At 64.9% G+C, this 21,543-nt stretch carries 25 protein-coding genes; 11 read left to right on the top strand and 14 right to left on the bottom strand.

The genetic code is table 11. From position 1 onward, the window contains the following. Positions 1-158 precede the first annotated feature (158 nt). Complete coding sequence (locus XH79_RS34355) at positions 159-1,856, bottom strand: methyl-accepting chemotaxis protein (RefSeq protein WP_212341426.1); 1,698 nt, start codon at positions 1,854-1,856, stop codon at positions 159-161. Positions 1,857-1,999: 143 nt separating this feature from the next. Here XH79_RS34355 and XH79_RS34350 point away from each other — a divergent pair, with 143 nt between their 5' ends. Continuing rightward, the gene (locus XH79_RS34350; protein WP_333938922.1) at positions 2,000-2,293 is read left to right on the top strand and encodes a hypothetical protein; all 294 of its coding nucleotides are present in this window, start codon (positions 2,000-2,002) and stop codon (positions 2,291-2,293) included. Between the two features lie 3 nt (positions 2,294-2,296). On the opposite strand, the gene XH79_RS34345 is transcribed toward XH79_RS34350, so the two are convergent. After that, entirely contained in the window at positions 2,297-2,464 is a 168-nt protein-coding gene (locus XH79_RS34345) for a hypothetical protein (protein WP_212341424.1), read from the bottom strand. Between the two features lie 103 nt (positions 2,465-2,567). Here XH79_RS34345 and XH79_RS34340 point away from each other — a divergent pair, with 103 nt between their 5' ends. Continuing rightward, on the top strand, positions 2,568-2,954 hold the full coding sequence (locus XH79_RS34340; RefSeq protein ID WP_271584544.1) for a hypothetical protein: 387 nt from the start codon (positions 2,568-2,570) through the stop codon (positions 2,952-2,954). 304 nt (positions 2,955-3,258) lie between these two features. Next, a complete protein-coding gene (locus tag XH79_RS34335) occupies positions 3,259-3,513 on the top strand; it encodes a hypothetical protein (RefSeq protein WP_212341419.1) in 255 nt (84 codons plus the stop codon). 27 nt (positions 3,514-3,540) lie between these two features. On the opposite strand, the gene XH79_RS43165 is transcribed toward XH79_RS34335, so the two are convergent. The 4 genes from XH79_RS43165 to XH79_RS34315 all read right to left on the bottom strand — a co-directional run bounded on the left by XH79_RS43165 (position 3,541) and on the right by XH79_RS34315 (position 6,116). After that, positions 3,541-3,783, bottom strand: coding sequence for a DUF6719 family protein (locus XH79_RS43165; RefSeq protein ID WP_212341417.1), 243 nt, complete (start codon positions 3,781-3,783; stop codon positions 3,541-3,543). A 264-nt stretch (positions 3,784-4,047) separates the two neighbouring features. After that, entirely contained in the window at positions 4,048-4,755 is a 708-nt protein-coding gene (locus tag XH79_RS34325) for an outer membrane protein (protein ID WP_212341415.1), read from the bottom strand. Positions 4,756-5,042: 287 nt separating this feature from the next. After that, positions 5,043-5,477, bottom strand: a complete 435-nt coding sequence (locus XH79_RS34320) for a hypothetical protein (protein WP_212341413.1) — start codon at positions 5,475-5,477, stop codon at positions 5,043-5,045. Positions 5,478-5,672: 195 nt separating this feature from the next. Beyond that, entirely contained in the window at positions 5,673-6,116 is a 444-nt protein-coding gene (locus XH79_RS34315; protein WP_271584543.1) for a His-rich protein BRANT, read from the bottom strand. Between the two features lie 250 nt (positions 6,117-6,366). On the opposite strand from XH79_RS34315, the gene XH79_RS34310 reads away from it, so the two are divergent. Together XH79_RS34310 and XH79_RS34305 are read left to right on the top strand one after the other, a co-directional pair. Further along, positions 6,367-6,909 (top strand): tetratricopeptide repeat protein, encoded by a 543-nt coding sequence (locus XH79_RS34310; protein WP_271584542.1) that lies wholly within the window; start codon positions 6,367-6,369, stop codon positions 6,907-6,909. 108 nt (positions 6,910-7,017) lie between these two features. After that, a complete protein-coding gene (locus XH79_RS34305) occupies positions 7,018-8,400 on the top strand; it encodes a serine hydrolase domain-containing protein (protein WP_271584541.1) in 1,383 nt (460 codons plus the stop codon). A gap of 71 nt (positions 8,401-8,471) precedes the next feature. Here XH79_RS34305 and XH79_RS34300 read toward each other — a convergent pair whose 3' ends face one another. After that, positions 8,472-10,037: a S10 family peptidase gene (locus tag XH79_RS34300; RefSeq protein ID WP_271584540.1), complete on the bottom strand. Its 1,566-nt coding sequence runs from the start codon at positions 10,035-10,037 to the stop codon at positions 8,472-8,474. 250 nt (positions 10,038-10,287) lie between these two features. Between XH79_RS34300 and XH79_RS34295 the strand changes: the two genes are divergently transcribed. The 3 genes from XH79_RS34295 (at position 10,288) to XH79_RS34285 (ending at position 12,297) form a co-directional block, all read left to right on the top strand. Further along, complete coding sequence (locus XH79_RS34295) at positions 10,288-11,067, top strand: NAD kinase (protein ID WP_212341408.1); 780 nt, start codon at positions 10,288-10,290, stop codon at positions 11,065-11,067. A gap of 77 nt (positions 11,068-11,144) precedes the next feature. Continuing rightward, positions 11,145-11,690, top strand: coding sequence for a response regulator (locus XH79_RS34290; protein ID WP_008549760.1), 546 nt, complete (start codon positions 11,145-11,147; stop codon positions 11,688-11,690). Positions 11,691-11,718: 28 nt separating this feature from the next. Next, positions 11,719-12,297 (top strand): Hpt domain-containing protein, encoded by a 579-nt coding sequence (locus tag XH79_RS34285; protein ID WP_212341407.1) that lies wholly within the window; start codon positions 11,719-11,721, stop codon positions 12,295-12,297. A 131-nt stretch (positions 12,298-12,428) separates the two neighbouring features. Here the strand turns inward: XH79_RS34285 and XH79_RS34280 are convergent, their stop codons facing one another. The 4 genes from XH79_RS34280 to folE form a co-directional block, all read right to left on the bottom strand. Beyond that, positions 12,429-13,604 carry a DUF2336 domain-containing protein gene (locus XH79_RS34280; protein ID WP_271584539.1) on the bottom strand — a complete coding sequence of 392 codons (1,176 nt, stop codon included), beginning with the start codon at positions 13,602-13,604 and terminating at the stop codon, positions 12,429-12,431. 220 nt (positions 13,605-13,824) lie between these two features. Continuing rightward, positions 13,825-14,886, bottom strand: a complete 1,062-nt coding sequence (locus XH79_RS34275; RefSeq protein ID WP_271584757.1) for a lytic transglycosylase domain-containing protein — start codon at positions 14,884-14,886, stop codon at positions 13,825-13,827. Positions 14,887-15,070: 184 nt separating this feature from the next. Further along, complete coding sequence (hisI, locus tag XH79_RS34270; RefSeq protein ID WP_271584538.1) at positions 15,071-15,493, bottom strand: phosphoribosyl-AMP cyclohydrolase; 423 nt, start codon at positions 15,491-15,493, stop codon at positions 15,071-15,073. Between the two features lie 27 nt (positions 15,494-15,520). Continuing rightward, complete coding sequence (gene folE, locus XH79_RS34265) at positions 15,521-16,201, bottom strand: GTP cyclohydrolase I FolE (RefSeq protein WP_212341403.1); 681 nt, start codon at positions 16,199-16,201, stop codon at positions 15,521-15,523. A gap of 252 nt (positions 16,202-16,453) precedes the next feature. Here folE and XH79_RS34260 point away from each other — a divergent pair, with 252 nt between their 5' ends. Next, complete coding sequence (locus XH79_RS34260) at positions 16,454-16,909, top strand: iron-sulfur cluster assembly scaffold protein (RefSeq protein WP_212341402.1); 456 nt, start codon at positions 16,454-16,456, stop codon at positions 16,907-16,909. A 118-nt stretch (positions 16,910-17,027) separates the two neighbouring features. Here XH79_RS34260 and XH79_RS34255 read toward each other — a convergent pair whose 3' ends face one another. Beyond that, a complete protein-coding gene (locus XH79_RS34255) occupies positions 17,028-17,927 on the bottom strand; it encodes a hypothetical protein (protein ID WP_212341401.1) in 900 nt (299 codons plus the stop codon). A 247-nt stretch (positions 17,928-18,174) separates the two neighbouring features. Between XH79_RS34255 and yidD the strand changes: the two genes are divergently transcribed. Both yidD and XH79_RS34245 read left to right on the top strand, forming a co-directional pair. After that, entirely contained in the window at positions 18,175-18,513 is a 339-nt protein-coding gene (gene yidD, locus XH79_RS34250; RefSeq protein WP_271584537.1) for a membrane protein insertion efficiency factor YidD, read from the top strand. Positions 18,514-18,569: 56 nt separating this feature from the next. Next, complete coding sequence (locus XH79_RS34245; RefSeq protein WP_271584536.1) at positions 18,570-18,782, top strand: hypothetical protein; 213 nt, start codon at positions 18,570-18,572, stop codon at positions 18,780-18,782. Here XH79_RS34245 and XH79_RS34240 read toward each other — a convergent pair whose 3' ends face one another. Then, positions 18,783-19,997 (bottom strand): hypothetical protein, encoded by a 1,215-nt coding sequence (locus XH79_RS34240; RefSeq protein WP_271584535.1) that lies wholly within the window; start codon positions 19,995-19,997, stop codon positions 18,783-18,785. Positions 19,998-19,999: 2 nt separating this feature from the next. Further along, positions 20,000-21,367, bottom strand: coding sequence for an APC family permease (locus XH79_RS34235; RefSeq protein WP_271584534.1), 1,368 nt, complete (start codon positions 21,365-21,367; stop codon positions 20,000-20,002). Between the last annotated feature and the right edge of the window lie 176 nt (positions 21,368-21,543).

Below are 21,543 nucleotides of genomic sequence, written 5' to 3'. Positions count from 1 at the left end.
CAGGCCGCATGCGTCCCACCACCCGAGAAAATGCCAGGATCATCGCCGGCGCCGTGACGGCCGTCATCATGACGGCCGTCCTGTTGGTCATTGCGCTCGCATTTCTGCTGGCGCGATAGAGTGGTCGGCGCGGCGGGACGGACGCCGCCGCACTGCCCTCACGCCGCGCGCACAGTGCGCAGGAATTTTCCGACTTCGTCCTTCAGCCGGGTGCTGTCGCTCGCCAGCATCTTGGCGGTCGAGAGCACCTGCGAGGAGGCCGAGCCGGTCTCGGCGGCTCCGCGCTGCACGTCGGTGATGTTCGAGGAGACCTGCTGGGTGCCGTGGGCGGCCTGCTGCACGTTGCGCGAGATCTCCTGGGTCGCGGCGCCCTGCTCCTCGACGGCGGCAGCGATGGTCGAGGACACTTCCGAGAGCCGCTCGATCGTCGCGGAAATGTCGCGGATGGCGTTCACAGATTCCTGGGTCGCGGTCTGGATGCTGGAAATCTGCTGGCTGATCTCGCCGGTGGCCTTCGCGGTCTGCTCGGCGAGCGTCTTCACTTCGGAGGCAACGACCGCGAAGCCGCGGCCGGCCTCGCCGGCGCGCGCCGCCTCGATCGTGGCGTTCAGCGCCAGAAGATTGGTCTGGCCGGCAATGGTGTTGATCAGCTCGACGACGTCGCCGATGCGGGTGGCGGCGACCGAGAGCTCGCTGACGCGCTCGGTCGTGGTGCGCGCCTGGGTGACGGCTTCGCCCGCCATCCGCGCCGATTCCTGCACCTGGCGGCTGATCTCGTTCACCGAGGACGACAGCTCTTCCGTCGCGGTCGCAACCGACTGCACGTTGCCGGTGGCTTCGCCCGAAGCGGCGACGACGACCGAGGTCAGCTCCTGCGCGCGATGCGCGGTGGTGGCCAGCGTCGAGGACGATGCCTCGAGCTCGGTGGACGCCGATCCAACCGTCTCGATGATCTCGCCGACCGCCCGCTCGAAGCCATCGGCAAGGTTGATCATGTCGCGGCGACGCTGCTCGGCCGCCTGCTCCTCGGCTTCGGCCTGCGCCGCCTTGAGCCGCTCGACCTCGAGCCCGTTGGTCTTGAAGATTTCGACGGTCTTGGCCATGTCGCCGATCTCGTCGCGGCGCTCCTTCTCGGGCACCTCGATCTTGAGATCGTTGCGGGCAAGCCCCTCCATGGCGAGCTTGAGCCGGGCGATCGGCCGGGACATCGCATTGAGGCCGATGAACAGCGCGATTGCAATTCCGAGGATCAGGCCACCGCCGCTGACGCCCATCACGGTCCAGGTCGCGGACCTGGCATCACGCTCGATGGTTTCCTTGCGCTTGCGCGTCGCCTGCGAAGTATCGGTCACGAACTGGACGATGCGTGCGAGGGCTGCGTCCAGCACCGGATCGCACTCCTTGTGCGCACGTTCGGCAGCCTTGGCGTTCTCCTCCATGCTGCTCGCCTGCGCGCCGGCCTGGAGCACCGGATCGCAGCTGGTGAACGCGGCCTTGAGCTGATCCGCGATGCTCTTGATCTGGCTCGCGCGGGACGGATCGTCCTTCTCCGCCGCGTCGAGATATTGGCCGATCTCGTTGCGGTTCTGGTTCGCGGTCTTCAGGCGGGCGCCGTTGCCCGCCTCCGTCGCCTCGGTAAAGACCGCATAGAGCGCCGCGTGATAGGTCTCGGCGCGGCGCTGGGCGCGCGTCAGGTTGAGGGCGGAGGATTGCGCGGCAGCGAGCTCGCTGAACCCGTCGACAGTCGCGGAGAGCTCGCGCGTGCCGAAGCCCGCGACAGCGATCATCGCGCAGCCCATCACGGCCACGATCAGCGCAACTTTCCACACGATCTTCAGATTGTTCAAAAAGCTCATCTCAGCCGTTCCAATGATTTCAGGGCGTAATCCCAGCAACATGCATTGGAACCCGGCGGACGTTAAAATTTGATGCCAAATAGCCCGGGTAGTCTTACGGAAAAATAACCTTCTGCCGCGCACGCGTAAGCTTCACGTAAGCTTTGGCGCGTTTCGACGGCATCTGGTGGCGCCCGGCCGTCCGGAACCAATCGCCCGCGTCGATCGTTTTCGCCCCGATGCGAATCCGGGAAGAAAATCGAAACATGTTTCTTTTGGGAGCGGTGACGCTTTGCTGCGCCATCGTGGCCGGCACGCTTACGCTGCTCGAGCCTGTCTTTGGGCAGGCGCCGGAGAGGCAGGTCGCCGAGAGCAAACCTGTCAATGTCGCTGCGCCTGCGGCGGTCCGGGTGGTCGGCGCACCCTTCGTGCCGAACGTCAAACCGCGCGAGCGATAGCGCTCACCGTGCCGGCGTGCCTTCGGCCTCTCCGGCCTGGGCATGAGCACGGGCCAGCTCTTCGACGAACGCGATCACCTCCGCCCGCTTCTCGGGCGGCAGCGAGAGGAAAGCGCGCACAAGTCTCAAGCCCTCCACTTCGACCGACTGTTCTTCTTTCCCGGCATTCATCCGCTTACTGTCAGGCGACCGGGAAAAATATGCAATCCCTTGCAGGATACCTCCTTGATTCGCCCCTCCACCTTTGGTGGAATGGCCCCAACGGGGGTGACCCATGAAGTGGATCAGCGAGCGCGACGCACTGATCGCGCAGACACTGGCCTTCGTCCAATCCGTAACCGGCAAGAAGGATGAGCTCCATCCGCCGGAGCGTCCGCCTGCTGCGTTCGCGGTCACCGCGGAGGTCGTGACCGTGCAGGCTGTTGCGATCGAAACCGACCCGCCGCCGGCCGTATCTCCGTCCGTGCCCCAACCTCAGCCCGTCCAGATCCCGCCGTCTCGCCCCGGTGATTTCCGTACCGAGATGCAGGCCAGGATCGCGAATTTCCGCAAGCACCAGGAGCGGTTCGAGCGCGAACGCGAGGAATATTGTGCGGCGACCCTGACCAAGCTCCGCGCCGCCCTCCGCGATGTCGGCCCCCCTCCGCCGGCCAAAAAGTAGGGCAACGGCCGTCCGTCACGGACTTACAGCCAGGACCACACCAGCCAGAGATTGGCTGCGCAGGCGCCGAACAACGCCAGCGTCAGCGGCAGGAGCATGTGCCCGCAGGAGGTTTTCAGGTCGCTCGTCATGCCCGAAACATCCGCTGATTCCGGCCGGAGAGTCCCAGGGATTCTTTTTTTGAGGATTCAGGACTCGTTTACGACTCAAGGCCCCGGGGCCCTGATCACGGCGCCGTGATCGTCTTGCCGGCCGGAACCCCTCGCCGGACAATTCGTTAATGCGCTTTCCCGGAGCGGAAAGAATGCCGTACGCCCTGTTCTGCAACGATGCCCAAATCAGCAAGGCCTATCCCGATGAGTCCGACGTCTGGAAATTGGCGCTGCGGAGCGGCCTGGTCGTGGATGTCGGCGCAGATGAAGAGCGTGCCGGTCCGCGCCGGGTGCTCGACAACGACTACGAGATCAAGCCTTGCCGGGCAGCCCAAGGAGAGGATCCTGCCAGGAACAAGGCCGAGGCCGAGCGTCAGTCCAGGATGGAGCTTGAGCTGAATTCCTGAGATCCGGCCCGGAAGCCGGCGGATAGCTCAGGGCGTCGCGGTCGCGAGGGAGGCCTGTTCACCAGCCAGGACCACGCAGGCCTTGCGGCGGTGCAGCCCGCGGATCGCGCCGGTGACCTTCAGCACCTTGCCGGACGGACAGGAGGCGTCCTTGACGAAGGCCACCTCATAGGGTGCCAGCATCAGAGGCTCGGATTTGAGGATTGTTTGGGCAGAGCACGGCAGAGCGAGGAAGCACGAGAGCACTATTGCCGACACCAAGATACGCATGACCGTCGTCCCACCAGCCCGGGAAGTCCCATAATAACGCGTTCCGGAGCGCGAGTTCCGTAAGCGGCAAAAATTATTTTTGCTTTACGCCAGCCCCATGACACGCATGAGAAAGCGCGTGCCGGAATGTTTGCTTGCAAATGACGCGCCAGATGGTTCACGCAAAGCAAACAGCGGACCGGCACGCAGGAGCCGGCAAACGAAAGGCCGGCGGGGAGCCGGCCTTTGTCAGATCTTTGATCCCTTGGGATCGCCTCTGGCGGGTCAGTAGCGCGAGGCTGCCGGACCGCCCCAGCCGAAGCGGTAGTTCACGCCGACCTTGACCGTATGCTCGTCTTCCCGGCCGCGGACGCCGACGATGTCGGCCGGCCCGGAGGTGAAGGTCGTACTGCCAAAGTTGTAGTACTGGTACTCGGCCTTGGCCGACCAGTTCGGCGCGAACATGTATTCGAGGCCGGCGCCGACGGTATAGCCGTCCTTGCTGTTGCCGGTCGCGGTGAAGGTCTGCGGCACGCCGGCGACGTTGACGCCAAGGCCGCCATTGCGCCAAGCGTAACCGCCCTTGGCGTAGAGCAGCGTCGGGCCCCAGGTGTAGCCGATCCGGCCAGTCACCGACCCGAGCTGGTCGGTGTTGGAGGTCACCTGCGTGCCCGCCGGGAACGTGACACCGTTGTTGTTGGTCGGCAGCCAAGAGTACTGGGCCTCGATACCCACGACCCAGTTGGGCGCGAACTGGTAATCGAAGCCGCCCTGCACGCCGCCCAGGAAGCGGGCGTCGCTCGACTGGAAGCTGCTGTCGCCGGCAAACGCGCCGCCGACATGGCCGCCGATGTAGAAACCGGTCCAGTTGTAGATCACCTGCGGCGGCGTGGGGGCCGGCGCCTTGGTGTAGGGGCGCGGCTGGATGTCGGCTGCTGCGGCCGGCGCGGCCAGCGCAAGCAAGGCGACTGCTCCCAGCAAAATCGTTTTCATATCCATCCCCGTTCTTTCAAAATCGACCCTCAGGAAACAACGTGGCGTGAATTTGGTTGCTTCGCGGCGATGCCGGAACGTTGATCGTTCGCAACTGTGACGGGGTGGCAACATCGCGATTTTGTTCCGTCACGCCGCCTTGCACCGACCGATTTTGTCGTTTGCGCAAGGCCTGCCGTAACGATTAGTCGCAAGGCAAATCCGCCCCGTTCAAAGCTCGCCGAAATGTGATCCAGCGGCTCCGGCCGCCCTCGTTGTAGCACCAGGCGATGAAGGCGGGCTTTGCGCTACCGCGTCATCTTTTCCAGTTCCGGAAAGGGTGCGTAAACCGATCCGGCGCAGAGCTCGCTGGCTTTGTCGACGACGCGATCGGCCCGTCCGTTGACGAAAATCACGGCGCGCTCGCGGGCGCCCTTGTAGCTGCCGTCAGTCTCGCGCGGGTTGAAGCGCAGGCAGCTGACATAGAACTGCCGGCCACCGACCGGCCGTTGCACCGGATCGGCCATGCTGGCTTCACGCACGCCGACCGGATTGTTCAGATAGGTGCGCATCAAGGCCAGCGTGTCGCTGCGGAAATTGTCGGGAAAGGGCTGCGGTCCTCCGGCCTGGGTCCCGTCCATCAAGGATGGACGGTCGCCGTCGCTGCCGAAACACGCCGCAAGCACCAGCGGCAATGCCAGGACCAATGCCGCGCGCACCGCACGTTTCGCCAATCGCCCCACAGGTCACGCTCTCCGCTCACCCAGACTCGGAAAGACGTTCTAGCCCCAAGGCCGCGCGAAGGGAATTCGCTTGCAAAGCGCACCGGCCCGCCGCCGGCACCTCGCGCTTTCGCGCAAGGCGCCGGACGGCAGGACGGGCCTGAAGTCCGCGCGGCAGCGGGGCAATGCCAGGGATGCCGCCGCGCAGGGTCAGACTTAGCTGCGCTTCTCTGTCGTCACCGGCTTGGTGACGTCCGGCTGCGTCTTCAGCGACTTCTTCGCCGACAGATGCTTGTGGTGATGGCGATGCTTCCGCACCGTCTTGTGCTCGTCGGGCGTGACCGCGGCGTTCGCATTCATCGCCTTCGACTTGCTGTCGACCTTGGCGTCCGCCTTGACGTCGGCCTTCGCATCGGGAGCCTTGGCATCGAGAGCCTTCGCGTCGGAAGCCTTGGTACCCGAAGGCTTGACGTCCGACGTCTTGGCATCGGCCTTGATGCCGGCGTCCGGTTTCACGGCGGTGGTCGACGCCTTGGTCTGGCTCTGGTCCGCCTTGATCACCGGCGCGGTCGTGGTGGTGGTCTTGGCGGTTTCGGCGGCGAAGGCCGGGGCTGCGATCACGGAGGCTGCAAGCAAGGCTGCGGAAATGGTCTTCAACATGGTGGTCTCCTCTTGGAAGGATCTTGAGGCGGCGCCCTCTCGCCGACCCTTCGATCGTAGGTGGGAGCCTAGGCGTCGCGCGCTGAACCCATTCTGAAGCCGATCGCAGGCTTCCGTTCATCTGGATGACAAGTTTGTCATCTGCGCCGGGGCGAATAGATCGTGCGAAGCGGGAATGTTTTCCCCTCCCGGGTGTTCCGGTCTTCGGGCAATCGTGTAGGATCGCCACGTTCCATACGGGAGAACTTAGATGCGCAAACTCTCAATGCTTGTTTTGCCGGGCCTCGTCGCCATGACGCTGGCGGCCGCGCCGGTGCTGTCCAGCGCCTACGCCGCTGGCAGCGACGAGCCGTCCTCGCCGCCGAAATCGGACTCCTCGTCCAAGAAGGGCAAGAAGAAGAGCTCCTCCGTCAGCGATCCGAAATTCCTTGCGGCCTATCGCACCGCCTATACCGCGATCTACGACAATCATGACTACACCAGCGCGATCGGCCAGCTGAAGTCGCTCAAGCGCGACGACGTCGCCGACGTCGCCAACCTGATCGGCTACTCCTATCGCAAGCTCGGCGACTACCAGTCGTCGAAGGTCTATTACGAGCTGGCGCTGAAGGACGATCCGAACCACGTCCGCACCTGGCAGTATTACGGCCTCTGGCAGCTCGAGCAGGGCAACCGCGAGCAGGCGCAGTATCACCTCAACAAGATCGCATCGCTCGCCGGCACCGAGAGCTCCGAATATCGCTCGCTTGCCGCAGCGCTCGACAAGCCGACCGGCGCGACGCTCGTCTACTGAAGATACCGCATCTTCGAACGAAGCGAACGGGCACAACCTTCCGGTTGTGCCCGTTCCGCTTTCTCGGCTAGCCTTCGCGCACGAATCCTCCCTTACGATTGGTGCGCAATGGATACGTGGCTGCGATCCGCGATCGACTACATCGGCTCCTGGATTGAATTCCAGCAGACGACAATCCAGCAGCCCGGCGTCATCGTCGCCTTCGCCCATCGCGGCGAGATCGTCGCCGAGCATGCATTCGGCCTCGCCAATCTCGACACCGGCGAGAAGCTCACCCCGCGTCACCGCTTCCGCATCGCCTCGCACTCCAAGAGCTTCACCTCCGCCGGCATCATGAAGCTGCGCGAGCAGCGCAAGCTCCGGCTCGATGACACGGTCGGCCAGTATGTCGGCGGCCTGCACCCGCGCGTCGCCGAAACGACGATTGCGCAGGTGCTCTCGCACAGTGCCGGGCTGACGCGCGACGGCGCCGATTCCGGCCAGTTCATCGACAGCCGCTCCTATCTCGACGCCAAAGAGCTGCTCGCGGAGCTAAAGCTGCCGACGGCGATCGAGCCCGGCACGCGCTTCAAATATTCCAATCACGGTTTTGCCCTGATCGGTCTCGTCATCGAAGCGGTGACGAAGGAGCCCTACTCCGTCTGGATCAAGCGCGAGATCATCGAGCCCGCGGGGCTGCGCGAGACCGAGCCGAATGCGCCGCTGCCCCGGGGCGCGCTGTTCGCACGCGGCCATACGCGAAAACTGCCGTTCGGCGAGCGCTGCGTGATCCCCGGCGACAATCCCGCATATGCCATGGCCTCGGCCGCCGGCTTCGTCGCCACCGCCGCCGACACCGCCCGCTTCTTCGCGCAGCTTGCACCCAACGCGAAAAGGAGCGTGCTCTCGGTCGCGAGCCGCCGTGAAATGACGCGGCATCATTGGCGCATCCCGCAGAGCTTCGAGGCCTATTACGGTCTCGGCGTCAACGCCGGCAAGACCGACGGCTGGGACTGGTTCGGCCATAGCGGCGGTTTTCAGGGCTACATCTCGCGCACCTGTTCGATTCCCGTCTGCGAGCTCGCGATCAGCATCCTCAGCAACTCCCTCGACGGCGCGGCGCCGTTCTGGATGGACGGCGCGATGCAGATCCTGCGCGCCTTCAAGACCCGCGGCGCCCCCGACCGCCGCGTACGTGACTGGACCGGCCGCTGGTGGACGATCTGGGGCGCGACAGACTTTGTCCCGATGGGCAACCGCGTGCTGCTCGCCAACCCACAGTTCAACAATCCGTTCATGGACGCCGGCGAGATCGAGGTGACCGGCCGCGACAGCGGCAAGCTCGCCTGGGCCGCCGGCTATTCAAGTCACGGCGAGCCGGTGCGCCGCGTCCGCGACAAGCGCGGGAGGATCAGCGACATCTGGATTGCGGGCGCCAATGTGAAGCCGGAAAAAGTCGTGGCACGCGAGATCGCGCGCCGTTATCCGCCGCGCAAGCGGCGGCCCGTCTAGTTAAGCATGATCTCGTCGGAAAACCGCTGCGCACTTTGCGCTAACGCGGCCCTTCGGGTCCGGATCATGCTCTATTCCCGAATGAGCGCCTCGACCTCGCCGCGTAGCGCCTGCCGTGAGCCGTCGCGCGAATAGAACATGTGACCGCCGGGATAGACGGCGAATTTCACGCGCCGGGTCGCGAAGGCCGGCAATTGGTCGAGCACCCGCTTCGTCCCGAAATAGGGTGTGGCGAGATCGAACAGTCCGTGCGCGACCAGCACATTCAGCTTCGCGTCGGTTGCGAGGATCTGACGCAGGTCCGACACCGATTGCGGCGGATTGATGCCGCGGCCGAAATCCCAGTTGCCCTCGACGCTGCCGTTCAGGACCTCGTAGGAGCCGTCGGGCCGCCAGTTGAGCTTGCGCGTGAGGACATCGACCGCCGCGCTCGTCAGCGGCGCCTGGAGCGCATCGCCGGAAGGGTCGCCGAAACGGGAGCTGCCCGAATCCGGATAGGGATCGTAGCCGCGCACCGAGCCGTCGTAACGTCCCGTCACCCTGCCGTTCTTGCGGTCGAACTCGCGGCGGAATTCGCCGACGTCGAAGCGGCCGGCAAGCCTGCGGCTCACCGCCTGGTCGATGCCGGTGAGCTCGGCGACCTTGTCGGCCAGGCGGGTGGTTGCCTCCCTGTCGGCCTCGCCCTTGACGAGGTCAGCCAGGAATTCGCCGCGCGCGTAAGCCTCGACGTCGGCGAGATCGGCGCGCTTGACGGGACCTTTGGCTTCGCGCGCCACCGCCACATAGCTCGGCAGCGTCGCGACATATTGCAGGAGGCTCGTGCCTGTGAACTCGCGGAAGTCGAGCAGCGGCGACACCAGGATCAATCCCCTGACGCCGACGCCGTGCTGGATCTGCAACTGGCGCACCACCTTCGGCCCGCGAATGCCGCCATAGCTTTCACCCCCGACGTATTTCGGCGAGATCAGCCGGTCGTGTTTCTCGAGCCAGCGGCGGATCACGAGCGCGATCGAATTGACGTCGCCGTCAACCGAGTAGAACGACTTGCGAGCGTCCTCGCCGCTCGCAACGAGGCGGCTGTAACCGGTGCTGACGGGGTCGATGAAGACGAGATCGGTGAAGTCGAGCCAGGTCTCCGCATTCGGCTTCACCTCGGGCGAGGCCGACGGCGACAGCGCTTCGCCGTCGAGCGGCAGCCGCCACGGACCCGCAGCGCCGAACTGGAGCCAGGCCGAGGACGCGCCGGGTCCGCCGTTGAACAGGAAGGTCACCGGGCGCGTCGCGCGGTCGGCACCGTCGAGCTCGTAGGATGTATAGGCGATGTCGGCCAACGGCTCGCCCTTGCCGTCGAACACGCGGATCGAGCCCGCCGTCGCGGCGAAGTTGAGGGTACGGCCGGGCAGATCGAGCGTTTGCTTCGTGGTCGAGTCCGGCGGGAGACGGTGCGGCTCGGCGGACGGCGAATTCTGCGACGCGCTTTGCGCGCCACCACCGCGCCCGCCCTTCTGTCCGGCTGGCGCCGCCGTCTCCGAGCGCGGCTGCGGCGGATCATCAGCGCGCGCAAATCCTGCGAGTGCGAAAGCCGACACCGCCAGCACCAAGGCCGTGCAACGCAGCGCCCGCAAGCCCGTGACCATGGTCGTTCTCCCTGACCGGCTGTGACAGCCGGTGAGGCTCCAAGGCTAGCGCGAAATTGCGACGGTTTGGGGAATCATTGACGCTGCGCCCCCTTGAAGAGGCCGATCGGGCTCGAAACGACCCGGTTTGCCCCGGATCCGGCAGTCGGCCGTTTGCCTTGAAGGGTGGTCATCCTCGACAATGGAGCCCCACCTCGTATAGACGAGCCCGGCGGAACTTTCTCGAGCCAGCGAGCCTGCCCGAAAAGCCATGACCAAGCCCTCGCGATACGAACGGATCGCCTTCGTCGCCAGCCCGAGCAGCGAGGCCCAGGTCGCCTTCGGCCAGCTCGCCGCGCAATATGGCAATTGCGACCCAAAGGACGCCGATGTGGTGGTCGCGCTCGGCGGCGACGGGTTGATGCTCCAGACGCTGCATCACCACATGCGCACGGGAAAGCCGATCTACGGCATGCACCGGGGCACGGTCGGCTTCCTGATGAACGAGTACTCGACACACGATCTCCGCGCACGGCTCGAGACGGCGCAGGAATCCGAGATCAATCCCCTCTTGATGCGCGCGACCGACGTCAACGAGCGCGTCCACCTGCACCATGCCATCAACGAGGTCTACCTGTTCCGCCAGACCTCGCAGGCGGCGCGCTTGCGGATCCTGATCGACGAGCGCGAGCGTATGCCCGAGCTGATCGCCGACGGCATCATCGTGGCGACGCCGGCTGGCTCGACAGCCTACAACCTCTCCGCCCAAGGCCCGATCCTGCCGATCAACGCCGCCTTGCTGGCCCTGACACCGATCAGCGCCTTCCGGCCACGGCGCTGGCGCGGCGCCCTGCTGCCCAACACCGCCTATGTCGTGATCGAGGTGCTGGAAGACGACAAGCGCCCCGTCGCCGCGGTCGCAGACCACGAGGAGGTGCGCAGGGTCCGGCGCGTCGAGGTGCTCTCGGACAAGAGCATCTCGATGCGGATGCTGTTCGACCCCGGCCACAGCCTGGAAGAGCGCATTTTGCGCGAGCAGTTCGGCTACTGACCCCCGTCTGCGGCAACCCTTCGTTAACCCCCGCCACGATATGGTTAACGAAGGTTGACCGCTTTGGCCCGGGCGTCATGTTCCGCATCGATTTCAACAAGCTGCGCTTCCTCGTCTGCGACGACAATCCGCATATGCGCCGCATCCTGCGGACGCTGCTGCATTCGTTCGGCGCACGTGAAGTCTATGAAGCCGAAGACGGCGCCACCGCGCTGGAAATGTACAGCCATTACGTCCCCGACATCGTCATCACCGACTGGGCGATGCCGATCTTCGACGGGCTCGAGCTCGCGCAGATGATCCGGCAGCCGGAATCCAAGGGCAATCCTTACGCACCGATCATCATGCTGACCGGCCATTCCGAGAAGCGCCGCGTCACGGTGGCGCGCGATGCCGGCGTCACCGAATTTCTGGCCAAGCCGATCTCGGCCAAGGGCCTGTACCAGCGCATCCTCAACGTCGTCGCCAATCCCCGGCCCTTCATCAAGACCAAGACCTATTTCGGCCCGGACCGGCGCCGCAACACCAACTCCGCCTATATGGGCCCCGAGCGCCGCGTCGGCGAAAAGCACGAGGTGCTGCAGCAGCCCTCGCTGCTCGACAAGGCCCGCTCCTCCATCTAGCGCAACGTCTTCAGACGAGGCAGGCATCATGGCGAAGAACAGCGCAAAGGACATCGAGGTCAAAGCCTTCGCCACGCATCAGGTCATCACGCAGCCCAATCCGCTGCGCAAGGTTCTGCGCCGCGTCGAAGAGAAGGACCTGGACGATCCGGTCAGCCGTGCCGAGCAGGCGCTCGCGGGTCTCTCCGGCGAGTTCAAGGACTGGATGGCAACCGAGGTCAACCGCCTGTCGGCCGCCTACGTCGCCATCCGCAACGACGGCTTCACCAAGGAGCGGCGCGACGAGCTGTTCCGCGCCGCGCACGACATCAAGGGCGATGCCGCGACATTCGGCTTCCCGGCGGCGGCGGGGGTAGCCGAGAGCCTGTGCCGCGTCATCGAGCACGCCCCTGATCTGGAAAAGGTGCCGGCCGAGCTGTTCACGCACCACATCAATGCCATCCTGGCCATCGTGCATGAGAACACGAGGCTCGACCGCATCAGCGTCTCCGCCGAACTCAGCCGCCGCCTGCGCAAGGTCGCCGACGACTATCTCACCCAGGTCAACCGCGACCGCCCCGAGCATCTCGAGGCAATCCTCGCGCCGAGCATCGTGCCGGCGGAGTGAGGGGTCTTCTCTCTATCATCACGATCAGTATCGTAGGGTGGGCAAAGCGGAGCGTGCCCACCATCTGTCGCTATCGTTGATGGATGGTGGGCACGGCGCAAGAGCGCCTTTGCCCACCCTACGGCATCTCGCTAGGCAGCGATCAGATCATCGTAGACGGGATCGACCACATCATCCGCGACCAGCTCGTCGCAGAACAGCCGCGCCTCTTCGCGCGCGGACTCGGTGGCGAAGCGGCGGAGCAGGACCATCAGTGGCTCGGTGGCGCCACGGTCGGTCTCGCAATGGGTCAGCACCCGCTCGACCATGCGCCGGCGCAGTCGCGCCGCACCGTCGTCGCTATCGACGAAGCCCTGCTCGTGACAGGCATCGAGCGCCACCTGGAACGCCGCAAATGTCGCCTCGGGAAGGCCGGCGCGGCGCAGCAGCGCGTGCAGGCCGTTGCCGCCGCGGTCGTGCAGCAGCGCGGTGACGCGCGCCAGCGGCACATCGGCGAGCTCGGCCAAGGCCGCGTCGAACAGGTCGAGATTGCTCGACAGCAGCGCGCGCAGAATGAGGCCGGCGGTCAGCTGGCCGGTGACACGGAGGTGATGCACCAGGCCCTGCATGTCCTCGCCGCGCGAGCGCGCCGCGATGTTGATGGTGGAGCGGTCGCGCGCCTCGATCGTCACGCGCTCGGCGCGGTCGGCGCTCAGCCAGTTCCGCGCCACGACGAATTGCGCCAGGGTCTCGGAAAGCTTTGCCACCAACGCGGCACGCGTTGCGGCAGGCAGATCGTCCAGCACCAGCATCGCCTCGCGTATCGCGGCGAGATGGCCGTGGCGCTCGACGATGCGAGTCCAGGAGAACGGCGCGAGCTCGGCATGGGGATTTTCGATCAGCTCGAGCGCCGACGCCGCGCAGCCGACCTCGGCGATGGCGGCGCAGACCGACACCGGCAGCGCGATGCGGCGGGCGACCGCGCACTGCACCTCGTCATTGCCGGTGGCGACGATGTCGACAAGATCGGCGTCGATCAGCAGCGGAGAATGTTCGAGCACGGGCAGCGCGACGGTCGGCTGGTCCGCCGACAGCGCCCGCACGATGGACGGCGGCGCATCAGGGCTGCGCGCAAACGCCTCGGCCATCGCCTGCCGCACCAATGGCGAGGGATCGTCGAGCAGCATCAGAAGCGCGCCTTCGGCGGCGACGCGGTCGTCATGGGAGAGATCTGAGATCAGCCAGGCCCGGGCCAACGCCCGCGTTGCCTCGGCCCGCTCGCCGGCGGGCGCCGTCCTGATCCAATTGATAAACTGCCGAACAATCATGCTGCTTCCGGCTTACACAACAAACGAAAATGGCGACGGCTCGTCACCTGCAACACAAAATAAACCACGACGCTTAACAAAGCGTTCACCATAACTGGCTGGTTTTATTGACGTTTTGTTAAGGGAACAAAACCGCTTTGCTCTCGCGCCCCCGGCCCTGCGCAGCAGCGTTGCACGCTGCGGCGCGTGCGGAACACGAGCGAGAATGTCAGGCCGAGTATCAGCTGCTGAACGTGCCGCTGCGATCGCTGAAGAGATCGAGCGGCTGTGGCGGCCGCACGTCCGGCGTCGCTGAGGCGACTGACGTGAGCGAGGCGTTGTTGCCCCACAATTTCTGCACCGTCGCCGAGACCGGCTGCGTGGTGTCGCCGGGCTGATAGATCGAGCGGAATGCGGGCGTGATCGGCGCATTATCCGCGACCGTCGTTGACGAGGTCGCGCCGACCGGCGTCACCGCGCGTGAATTCGGGAAGGTCTGGAGATAGGCGGCGTTGTCGACCACAGGGACTGCGGGCTGCACGCCGTTGGCGCTGGCGACCTCAGTGGTCGAGGGCGCGCCCCCATACATCGCCATCGCACTGCGCGTGAGTTTCGAATTGGCCGCACTGGCATAGCGGGCATCCAGCACCGAATAGACATCGGAGACGCTGCGGGCGCGGCCGTCCCTGGCGTAGAAGATCGAGCGGTTGGCGGCGGCCGCGTTGGGAAACAACCGCGCGCCGACGGCCTGCGGATTGTCCTCGGCATTGGCGATCAGTTTTGCGGCCCCGCCGATGCCCATGAAATGCGCCATATAGAGCTCGCTGTCGGACGGCCTGCGGCCGAGCAGACCGGTGAGCTTGAAGCTGTTCGACTGCGTCAGCGCCGCCGCCATGGCGGATGCGGCCTCGGGATCGTCGCGCAGCTTCATGATCGACCGCTTCATGAACGGGTCGTCGACGGTGTAGGTGCCCGACGACGTCCTGGTGATGGCGTCGGCGTAGTTGCCATAGCCGAGCTGGCTCCCCGCCTCTTTCACGGTGCCGAGCCAGGTCTGATCGATGAACTGGTAAAGGCCGTGCGCGGACGATGTGGTGGCACCCGCGGTCGGATCGAAATCCGATTCCATCTTGGCGGTGGTCAGCATGTACTGGAAGCTGACGCCCGAGATGTTGGAAGCCTGCTTGATCGCGCCGGCGACGCGCGCCCGCGACGGATCGAGAACCGCCGTCTGTGAGGCACTGAAATTGTCGACCGACATGATGGAGTGCCCGCCCCGCGCGGCGTTGAGCGACACCGGCAATTCGGCGCCCTGTCGTCTCACCGTGGGACAGGTATGGTTAATGCGGGGTTAATTTGGCTCTACCCGCCGCCCCGCGTCATTCCGGGGCGCACCGAAGGTGCGAGCCCGGAATCCATTGGGCCGCGTGTGATGCCTTGCGATGGATTCCGGGCTCGCGCTGCGCGCGCCCCGGAATGACAGCAGGTTACTTCTTATAGACGTCGTTCGGATCGAACAGGCGCTCGGCGTCGGTGAAGACCAGCTTGGCTCCCCCGCCCTCGGCCTCGACCTTGCGGTAGAAGCACGACTGCCGCCCGGTGTGGCAGGCCGCGCCGATCTGCTCGACGCGGATCCAGACCGCGTCCTGATCGCAATCGGTGCGCATCTCGACTACGCGCTGGGTCTGACCTGAGGTCTCACCTTTTCGCCACAAGGCATTGCGCGAGCGGCTGAAGTACCAGGCTTCGCCGGTCGCGATGGTCTTGCGCAACGCCTCGTCGTTCATGTGCGCGACCATCAGCACATCGCCGGTGGCGACGTCGGTCGCGACGCAGGTCACGAGGCCGCTGGCGTCGAACCGCGGCTGGAAAGAAAGCCCTTCCTCGATCTCATGGGAGTGAGCGGACACGACGACCTCGCCGATCTATTCGCGAGGTCAGCGCTGCAGGCCTCGCACCAAGGACAGGAAACGGGCCTGCTCTGCCGGATTGTCGCGGAACATGCCGGTGAAGCGGCTGGTGAAGGTGGAGGCGCCATGCTTGGCGACGCCGCGCACCGACATGCAGGTATGCTCGGCCTCGATCAGCACCGCAACGCCGCGGGGTTTCAGGACCTCGTCGATGGCCGCCGCGATCTGCGCCGTCAGATGTTCCTGGGTCTGGAGTCTCCGGGCGAAGATGTCGGTCAGGCGGGCAAGCTTGGACAGGCCGACGACGCGTTCCACCGGCGTGTAGGCGATATGCGCCTTGCCGTAGAACGGCATCATGTGATGCTCGCACTGCGAGGTGAACTCGATGTCGCGCACCAGCACGAAATCGTCATAGCCCGCGGTCTCGCCGAAGGTGCGGTCGAGCACCTCGGCCGGGCACTGGTGGTAGCCCTGATAGAGCTCGTCGAAGGCCTCGACCACGCGGCGCGGCGTGTCGAGCAGGCCCTCGCGATGGGGGTTCTCGCCGATATAGGCGAGCAGTGTCTTCACCGCCGCTTCCGCCTCGGCGCGCGCGGGGCGCGGCTGGTCGGCGCGGACGGCGGCCGCGAGGAATTCGGCAGGGTCAAGCTCGGCCGGACGGCTCTCGAGCTGCTTGTTGGGGCGGATCGGCTTGATTGTAGCGTCCATGTCTACTCCGTTCGACGGCCTTGTGGCCGGAGTGTCACCGGCAGACGGGGCGGCAAGCCGCCGGACGCCTGAAGAGAACAGTTTTGGCGAAAAGGCCCTTCGGTCACAACGTCGATAGCGCAGATCGGGATCACCGCCGCCGCACCGCTGGACTGTTTTTCCACCAGTTCCGCCCCTATATAGGACCGTGGACGGCGCCCGCCAAGGCCGATCCGGCCCGGAAGTGGGTGTGGACGTGTTGGACCCCATCACATGCTGAACGACATTTATAACAAGCGGATCATCGAGCTGGCCGGGAATATTCCGCGCCTCGGGCGGCTGTCGGCCCCCGACGCCAGCGCGACCGCCCACTCCAAGCTGTGCGGCTCGACGGTGAAGGTCGATCTCAAGATGAGCGGCGATACCGTCACCGACTTCGCCCATGACGTGAAGGCCTGCGCGCTGGGACAGGCCTCTTCATCCATCATGGCAAGTCACGTGGTCGGCTCGACTGCAAGCGAACTCCGTGAGTTACGCGAAACCGTTCGCAAGATGCTCAAGGAGAATGGCGCCCCTCCTCAAGGCAAATGGGAGGAGATCAAGTTCCTCGAGCCGGTCCGCGATTACAAGGCGCGCCACGCCTCGACGCTGCTGACCTTCGATGCGGTGGTCGATGCGATCGGCCAGATCGAAGCCAGGGCCAAGCAGCCCGCCGCGGCACAGGGCTAGCTCTCCCCCGTCATTCCGGGGCGATGCGTAGCATCGAAGCCGGAATCCAGAGATTGCCGATCGAGATTCCGGGTTCGCGCTGACGCGCGCCCCGGAATGACTGCCAAGATTTATGATCTTACTTCTGCGCCGCCGTAGCCGGCGCCGCCGCGCTGCCCGTGGGCACCACGGCTTCCGCCGTTTTGGTCGACTTGGTCGACTGCTCCGGTTCCGCACCGAACCTCGCCTGCGTCTTTGGTGCGAGTTCCGCCATGGCCGGCGCTGTGACGTCCACATGCGGCAGCACGTCGGCGACGAGATCCGTCGTCACCAGATTGGTGAGCTTCAGCTCGCCTGCATCGAGCTCATGCAGATCTTCCCAGGGCGGCACGCTGAGCGCGAGCGACAGCAGGTCCCCGGCCCCGCCCATGTCGAAGGTGTATTTGGCGAGGCGGCCGATGTCGCGTTCCACGATCATCAGGTCCTGTGCGCTGTAGCTCGCGGCCTTGGCATCGTCGGCGCGGTCGCCCATCCAGATCTGATGGACGCGGACATGTGCCGCGTCCGGCACGTAGCGCTTCTTGCCGGCCAGCAACAGGAACGCGCACATGGACTCGCAATAGGCCTCGGGCGCGACCGCCGGACGGGCCGATTGCCCGCCACGGTTCTGAATACTGATGCCGACGGTTGTCAAAAGTCCGAGATTGCGGAAGCGCCGGCCGAGCGTGATCGCGTCGTTGACGGAACCGCCGCTGGAATCGAGCACCACGGTGGCACCGCCGAGCTGGCGTCCGCGCGCAAACTCTTCGAACTCCTTGGGCGTATCGGCGGTGATGATGCCGACCGCGCTGACCCAGCCGCGGCAGTTCGGCTCGCAAGCGATCCAGCTGAATTTCATCGGCAGCTTGCGCTCTTCGAGAGCGCTACCCGCTCGGGCCGACGATCCGAATGTCGCGACGGCACCGGCCAGCGCGAGTCCACAGACGGCGGTTCCCACCAACAACCAGCTGCGAAGATCAAGGGAGTTCAGAAGTTTCAATCTGGTTCCTTCCCCAAAGCCCCAAGGTCGCCAAACAATCCCCGGTAGCGCCCTCTGAGTCCATCATACAGGCGTATGTTTCTACACACCGGCGTCATAAAAATGGTATCCGGGCGAATACAGATCGTCCACAGATACTTGCTGCACTGCTCCCAGAAAGCAGGCAAAATATGGCGCGCAAACAACACCTTACAGTTCCCTGCGTCGGAACCGAGCAACACTTCGCTTAACGTCGCAGCACACGCACATGAAGCATTCAGCCTGCGAGCATTGTTCCACTCCCGTCGAAGGCATCCTTCGCCTTCCGCGGAGATTTGGTCGTGCGCTGATCTGGCTCTATCGCCACACGCTCTCGCCGCTGGTCGGATACAATTGCCGGCACCTGCCGACCTGCTCCGTCTATGGCGATGAGGCGATCGAGCGCTTCGGGCTCTGGGCCGGCGGCTGGATGACGCTCGCACGCCTGCTCCGCTGCAATCCGTACGGCACGTCGGGCATCGACAATGTGCCGCTCGCCGCGCCGCAAAATGCGCGCTGGTATCTGCCCTGGCGCTATGCCCGCTGGCGCGGCGTCAACGCGGCCTGAGGGAACCTGAACTTTCCCTTCGCGTTGTTGTGATGCTCCCACGGGAGGAAACAACAATGCGCTGGAAAATCAGCCATCTTTTCCACTTCAGACCTGCGGCAAATCTCAGGGACGGCTCGCGCGGCCATGATCCCAGAACCCTCGACATGCTCGCCATCATCGCCCTGCTGGTGCTCGCGGCCGGCTCAGGATGGTATCTGGCCACGAGTCTTGCGACGCCGCCCAGCACCACGGCTTTCATCGTGCCGAGCCAGAGCGTGCACTGGTAATCAGCGGAACCAGAAGAAGCGCCCCGGCGGCGGCGGAATCGGCTCGGGCGGACGCGGCCGCTTCGGTCGCGGCGGCCTTGGCGTCGGCTCGGCGGACGAAGTTGTCTCCGCCGCCGGCGCAGTCTCGGTCCCTGGTACCTTCACAGACAACAGCAAATTCGACTCATGCATGCGCCAGCGATAGCCGACGCCGAAGTCGATCGGCTGGGCGCGCGTAAACAGTTCGGCGTAGCGCTCCTGGTAGCGTCCGGGGAATTCGCTGATCGGTCCGAGGTAACGGCCAAACGGGAAGAAGCGCCATTGCCTTGCATTGTAGTTGGCGAGCGGAATGCCTGAATCGTCCTGGACGATGGTGGCGCTGTTGGCGAGCAGCCAGTCGCGGACGACAGTGAAGTTGCCGGAGTGCATGAGATAGGACGCGCTCTTGAGCAGGCTGTTGCCGGGGCCGAGCGTCTCGCAGAACTTCAGGAAACCGGTCGCGCGAGCGCCGGCATTCGAAAGATCGGTCGAGAAATAATACAGCGTGCGCACTTCGCCGTCGCCGCCGACGAAAGTGATGCGAACACCGCGCGTCGCGTTCGGTCCTGGATTGTCGTTCCCCACATGCATCCCACCCTTGTTGTCGAGCGCGACCATCTCGACGTTGCGGATGGTTTTGCCGGAGCGGGCCAGGAAGACATAGAGGATCGGCAAGGTGCCATTGACCTGGTTGGTGTGCAGGTCGACCTTCATCTGCTTGGTGATGAAGAAGGAGAAGCTCAGGATCGAGCCGAGCGAGCGCTCGACATTGTAGAGTGCGGCGCCGACCGAACCGCGCGGCAGCCGCGTCAGGTCGGGCACGGCGCCGACCGGCTCAAGCGCGCCGAGCACGTAGGTGCTGGCCTTGGAATAGAAGGCATTGGCGTAGAGGAAGTCCGGGCCGCTGAACATGTAGAACATGGTCGGCCGCGGCGCGGCCAGATTGACGTCCGCCCAGGCGCGGATCTTCGATATTTGCCGCTGCTCGAGCTGAGCGAAGGCGTTGTCGAAGAATTTTGCGTGATGCTGCCAGTTGGGGTCTCTGGTCAGCGGCATCAGCGGCGAGTCCGCCGAAGGCTGCATGCCCGCGAGGAAGCGTGCGGTATCGTCAAAGGTGACGTCGGCGGCACGCGCGGACGACACGGCCGCGGCCAGGAGGGCAAGAGCGACGGCCGCAATTCTCATGGGTCGAAACATGTCTATTCGCGGTGTGATGAATTGCCAGCGGCGACCGGCCGCCTGCGGAAAACAGCATAGATCAACAGGCCCGAGAGCATGACGAGCATCCCCGAGAGCGACTGCACCGGTCGCTCGGTCAAGAGGTAGTACATCATGAACGCGGTCACGAGCAGGAAAACCAGCGGCGTGAACGGGTATCCCCAGGCGCGATAGGGTCTGGGCAGATCGGGATCGGTGATACGCAGCTTGATGACGCCGGCGACCGTGAAGAACGAGCAGAACAACAGCGCGAACTGGATGAAATCGAGCACGGCCTCGAAGCTGCGCGTGAACAGCAGCAGGGTCGCGACCGCGAGCTGGAACAGGATGGCATAGGCCGGCGCACCGCTGACGGACCGCTTCGAGAAGACGCGCAAGGCTGGAATGTCCTCCCCCATCGTCATCATCACGCGCGGGCCGATCCACATCATCGCGCTGATCGAGGAGATCAGGCCGACGCAGATCATGGCGCCGACGATGCGGCCGCCGAGGCTGCCGAAGATGGCGGTGCCGGCAACGCTGGCGACGTCGAGCTGGCCGGCGAGCGCACTGACTGGCGTGGAATAGAGGAACACCGCATTCAGTGCGACATACAGCACGAGCACGATCAGCGTGCCCGCGAGCAGCGCACGCGGCAGGTTCCGCTGCGGCATGTTCATCTCGCCGATGATGTAGGTCGCGGCATTCCAGCCCGAGAACGAGTACATCACGAAGACGAGTCCGATCGCGAAGGGCGCGCTGACGATATGCGCGAGGTCGCCCGGCTGCGGCGTGAAGGCGATCGGCTGCGGCACGCCGATGATGAAGCCGGCGACCAGGAAGGCGACGATCAGCACGACCTTCAAAATGGTCGAGATCAGCTGGAAGGTCGAGGAATGCCTGACGCCGGTCAGTTGCACGATCGAGACCAGCCACACCACGCCGATGGCGAGCGGGATCGGCGGCAGATCGGGAATGACCGACTTGGCATATTCGCCGAAGGCCATCGCGGCGAGCGCGACTGGTGCTGCAAAGCCCACCGTCGCCGAGACCCAGCCGGCGAGAAAGCCGAAGGCGGGATGATAGGCGCGGCCGAGGAAATTGTACTCGCCGCTCGAGCGCGGAAACATCGCGCCGAGCTCGCTGTAGGAGAACACCCCGCACAGCGCGACGATGCCGCCAACGGTCCAGAGCAGGAGGATCGAGAAGCCGGACGGGATGTCCTTGACCTGGAAGCCGAGGCTGGTGAAGACGCCAACGCCGATCATGTCGGCAATGACGATGGCGGTTGCGACCAGGACGGAGACCCCCGAACCGTTCCCGGTCAGCCGGCCAGTCCAGGGGGCGGTACCCGCATCTGATGCCGTCATCGGTCCTTAACCTCAGGCGTCACGCCTCATGGGGAGCATCGTGCAGTTTGGTCCAGTCAATTCAAGCAGGGTTAACAAGGGCTAAATGAGGCAAAGCGAATCGGTATTTTCGCACCTCCTGCGCGTGGTCATGGGCAATAAACCGGCTCAAACACCGGAAAATCCCGTTCCCCGCC

It is taken from the genome of Bradyrhizobium sp. CCBAU 45389 (assembly GCF_028128625.1).
Taxonomy (GTDB): Bacteria; Pseudomonadota; Alphaproteobacteria; order Rhizobiales; family Xanthobacteraceae; genus Bradyrhizobium; species Bradyrhizobium liaoningense_B.
Note: the sequence above shows the minus strand (reverse complement) of the source record. Positions and strands in the feature narration are given on the sequence as shown.

Excerpts from the sequence above, each read along its gene's own strand:
- XH79_RS34285 (WP_212341407.1), top strand. The coding sequence starts at position 11,719 with ATGGCGAAGAACAGCGCAAAGGACATCGAGGTCAAAGCCTTCGCCACG.
- XH79_RS34290 (WP_008549760.1), top strand. The coding sequence starts at position 11,145 with ATGTTCCGCATCGATTTCAACAAGCTGCGCTTCCTCGTCTGCGACGAC.
- XH79_RS34235 (WP_271584534.1), bottom strand. The coding sequence starts at position 21,367 with ATGACGGCATCAGATGCGGGTACCGCCCCCTGGACTGGCCGGCTGACC.
- XH79_RS34345 (WP_212341424.1), bottom strand. The coding sequence starts at position 2,464 with ATGAATGCCGGGAAAGAAGAACAGTCGGTCGAAGTGGAGGGCTTGAGA.
- folE (WP_212341403.1), bottom strand. The coding sequence starts at position 16,201 with ATGGACGCTACAATCAAGCCGATCCGCCCCAACAAGCAGCTCGAGAGC.
- XH79_RS34305 (WP_271584541.1), top strand. The coding sequence starts at position 7,018 with ATGGATACGTGGCTGCGATCCGCGATCGACTACATCGGCTCCTGGATT.
- XH79_RS34280 (WP_271584539.1), bottom strand. The coding sequence starts at position 13,604 with ATGATTGTTCGGCAGTTTATCAATTGGATCAGGACGGCGCCCGCCGGC.
- XH79_RS34240 (WP_271584535.1), bottom strand. The coding sequence starts at position 19,997 with ATGTTTCGACCCATGAGAATTGCGGCCGTCGCTCTTGCCCTCCTGGCC.
- XH79_RS34295 (WP_212341408.1), top strand. The coding sequence starts at position 10,288 with ATGACCAAGCCCTCGCGATACGAACGGATCGCCTTCGTCGCCAGCCCG.
- XH79_RS34310 (WP_271584542.1), top strand. The coding sequence starts at position 6,367 with ATGCGCAAACTCTCAATGCTTGTTTTGCCGGGCCTCGTCGCCATGACG.
- XH79_RS34260 (WP_212341402.1), top strand. The coding sequence starts at position 16,454 with ATGCTGAACGACATTTATAACAAGCGGATCATCGAGCTGGCCGGGAAT.
- XH79_RS34335 (WP_212341419.1), top strand. The coding sequence starts at position 3,259 with ATGCCGTACGCCCTGTTCTGCAACGATGCCCAAATCAGCAAGGCCTAT.
- XH79_RS34355 (WP_212341426.1), bottom strand. The coding sequence starts at position 1,856 with ATGAGCTTTTTGAACAATCTGAAGATCGTGTGGAAAGTTGCGCTGATC.
- XH79_RS34340 (WP_271584544.1), top strand. The coding sequence starts at position 2,568 with ATGAAGTGGATCAGCGAGCGCGACGCACTGATCGCGCAGACACTGGCC.
- XH79_RS34300 (WP_271584540.1), bottom strand. The coding sequence starts at position 10,037 with ATGGTCACGGGCTTGCGGGCGCTGCGTTGCACGGCCTTGGTGCTGGCG.
- XH79_RS43165 (WP_212341417.1), bottom strand. The coding sequence starts at position 3,783 with ATGCGTATCTTGGTGTCGGCAATAGTGCTCTCGTGCTTCCTCGCTCTG.
- XH79_RS34315 (WP_271584543.1), bottom strand. The coding sequence starts at position 6,116 with ATGTTGAAGACCATTTCCGCAGCCTTGCTTGCAGCCTCCGTGATCGCA.
- yidD (WP_271584537.1), top strand. The coding sequence starts at position 18,175 with ATGAAGCATTCAGCCTGCGAGCATTGTTCCACTCCCGTCGAAGGCATC.
- XH79_RS34325 (WP_212341415.1), bottom strand. The coding sequence starts at position 4,755 with ATGAAAACGATTTTGCTGGGAGCAGTCGCCTTGCTTGCGCTGGCCGCG.
- XH79_RS34245 (WP_271584536.1), top strand. The coding sequence starts at position 18,570 with ATGCGCTGGAAAATCAGCCATCTTTTCCACTTCAGACCTGCGGCAAAT.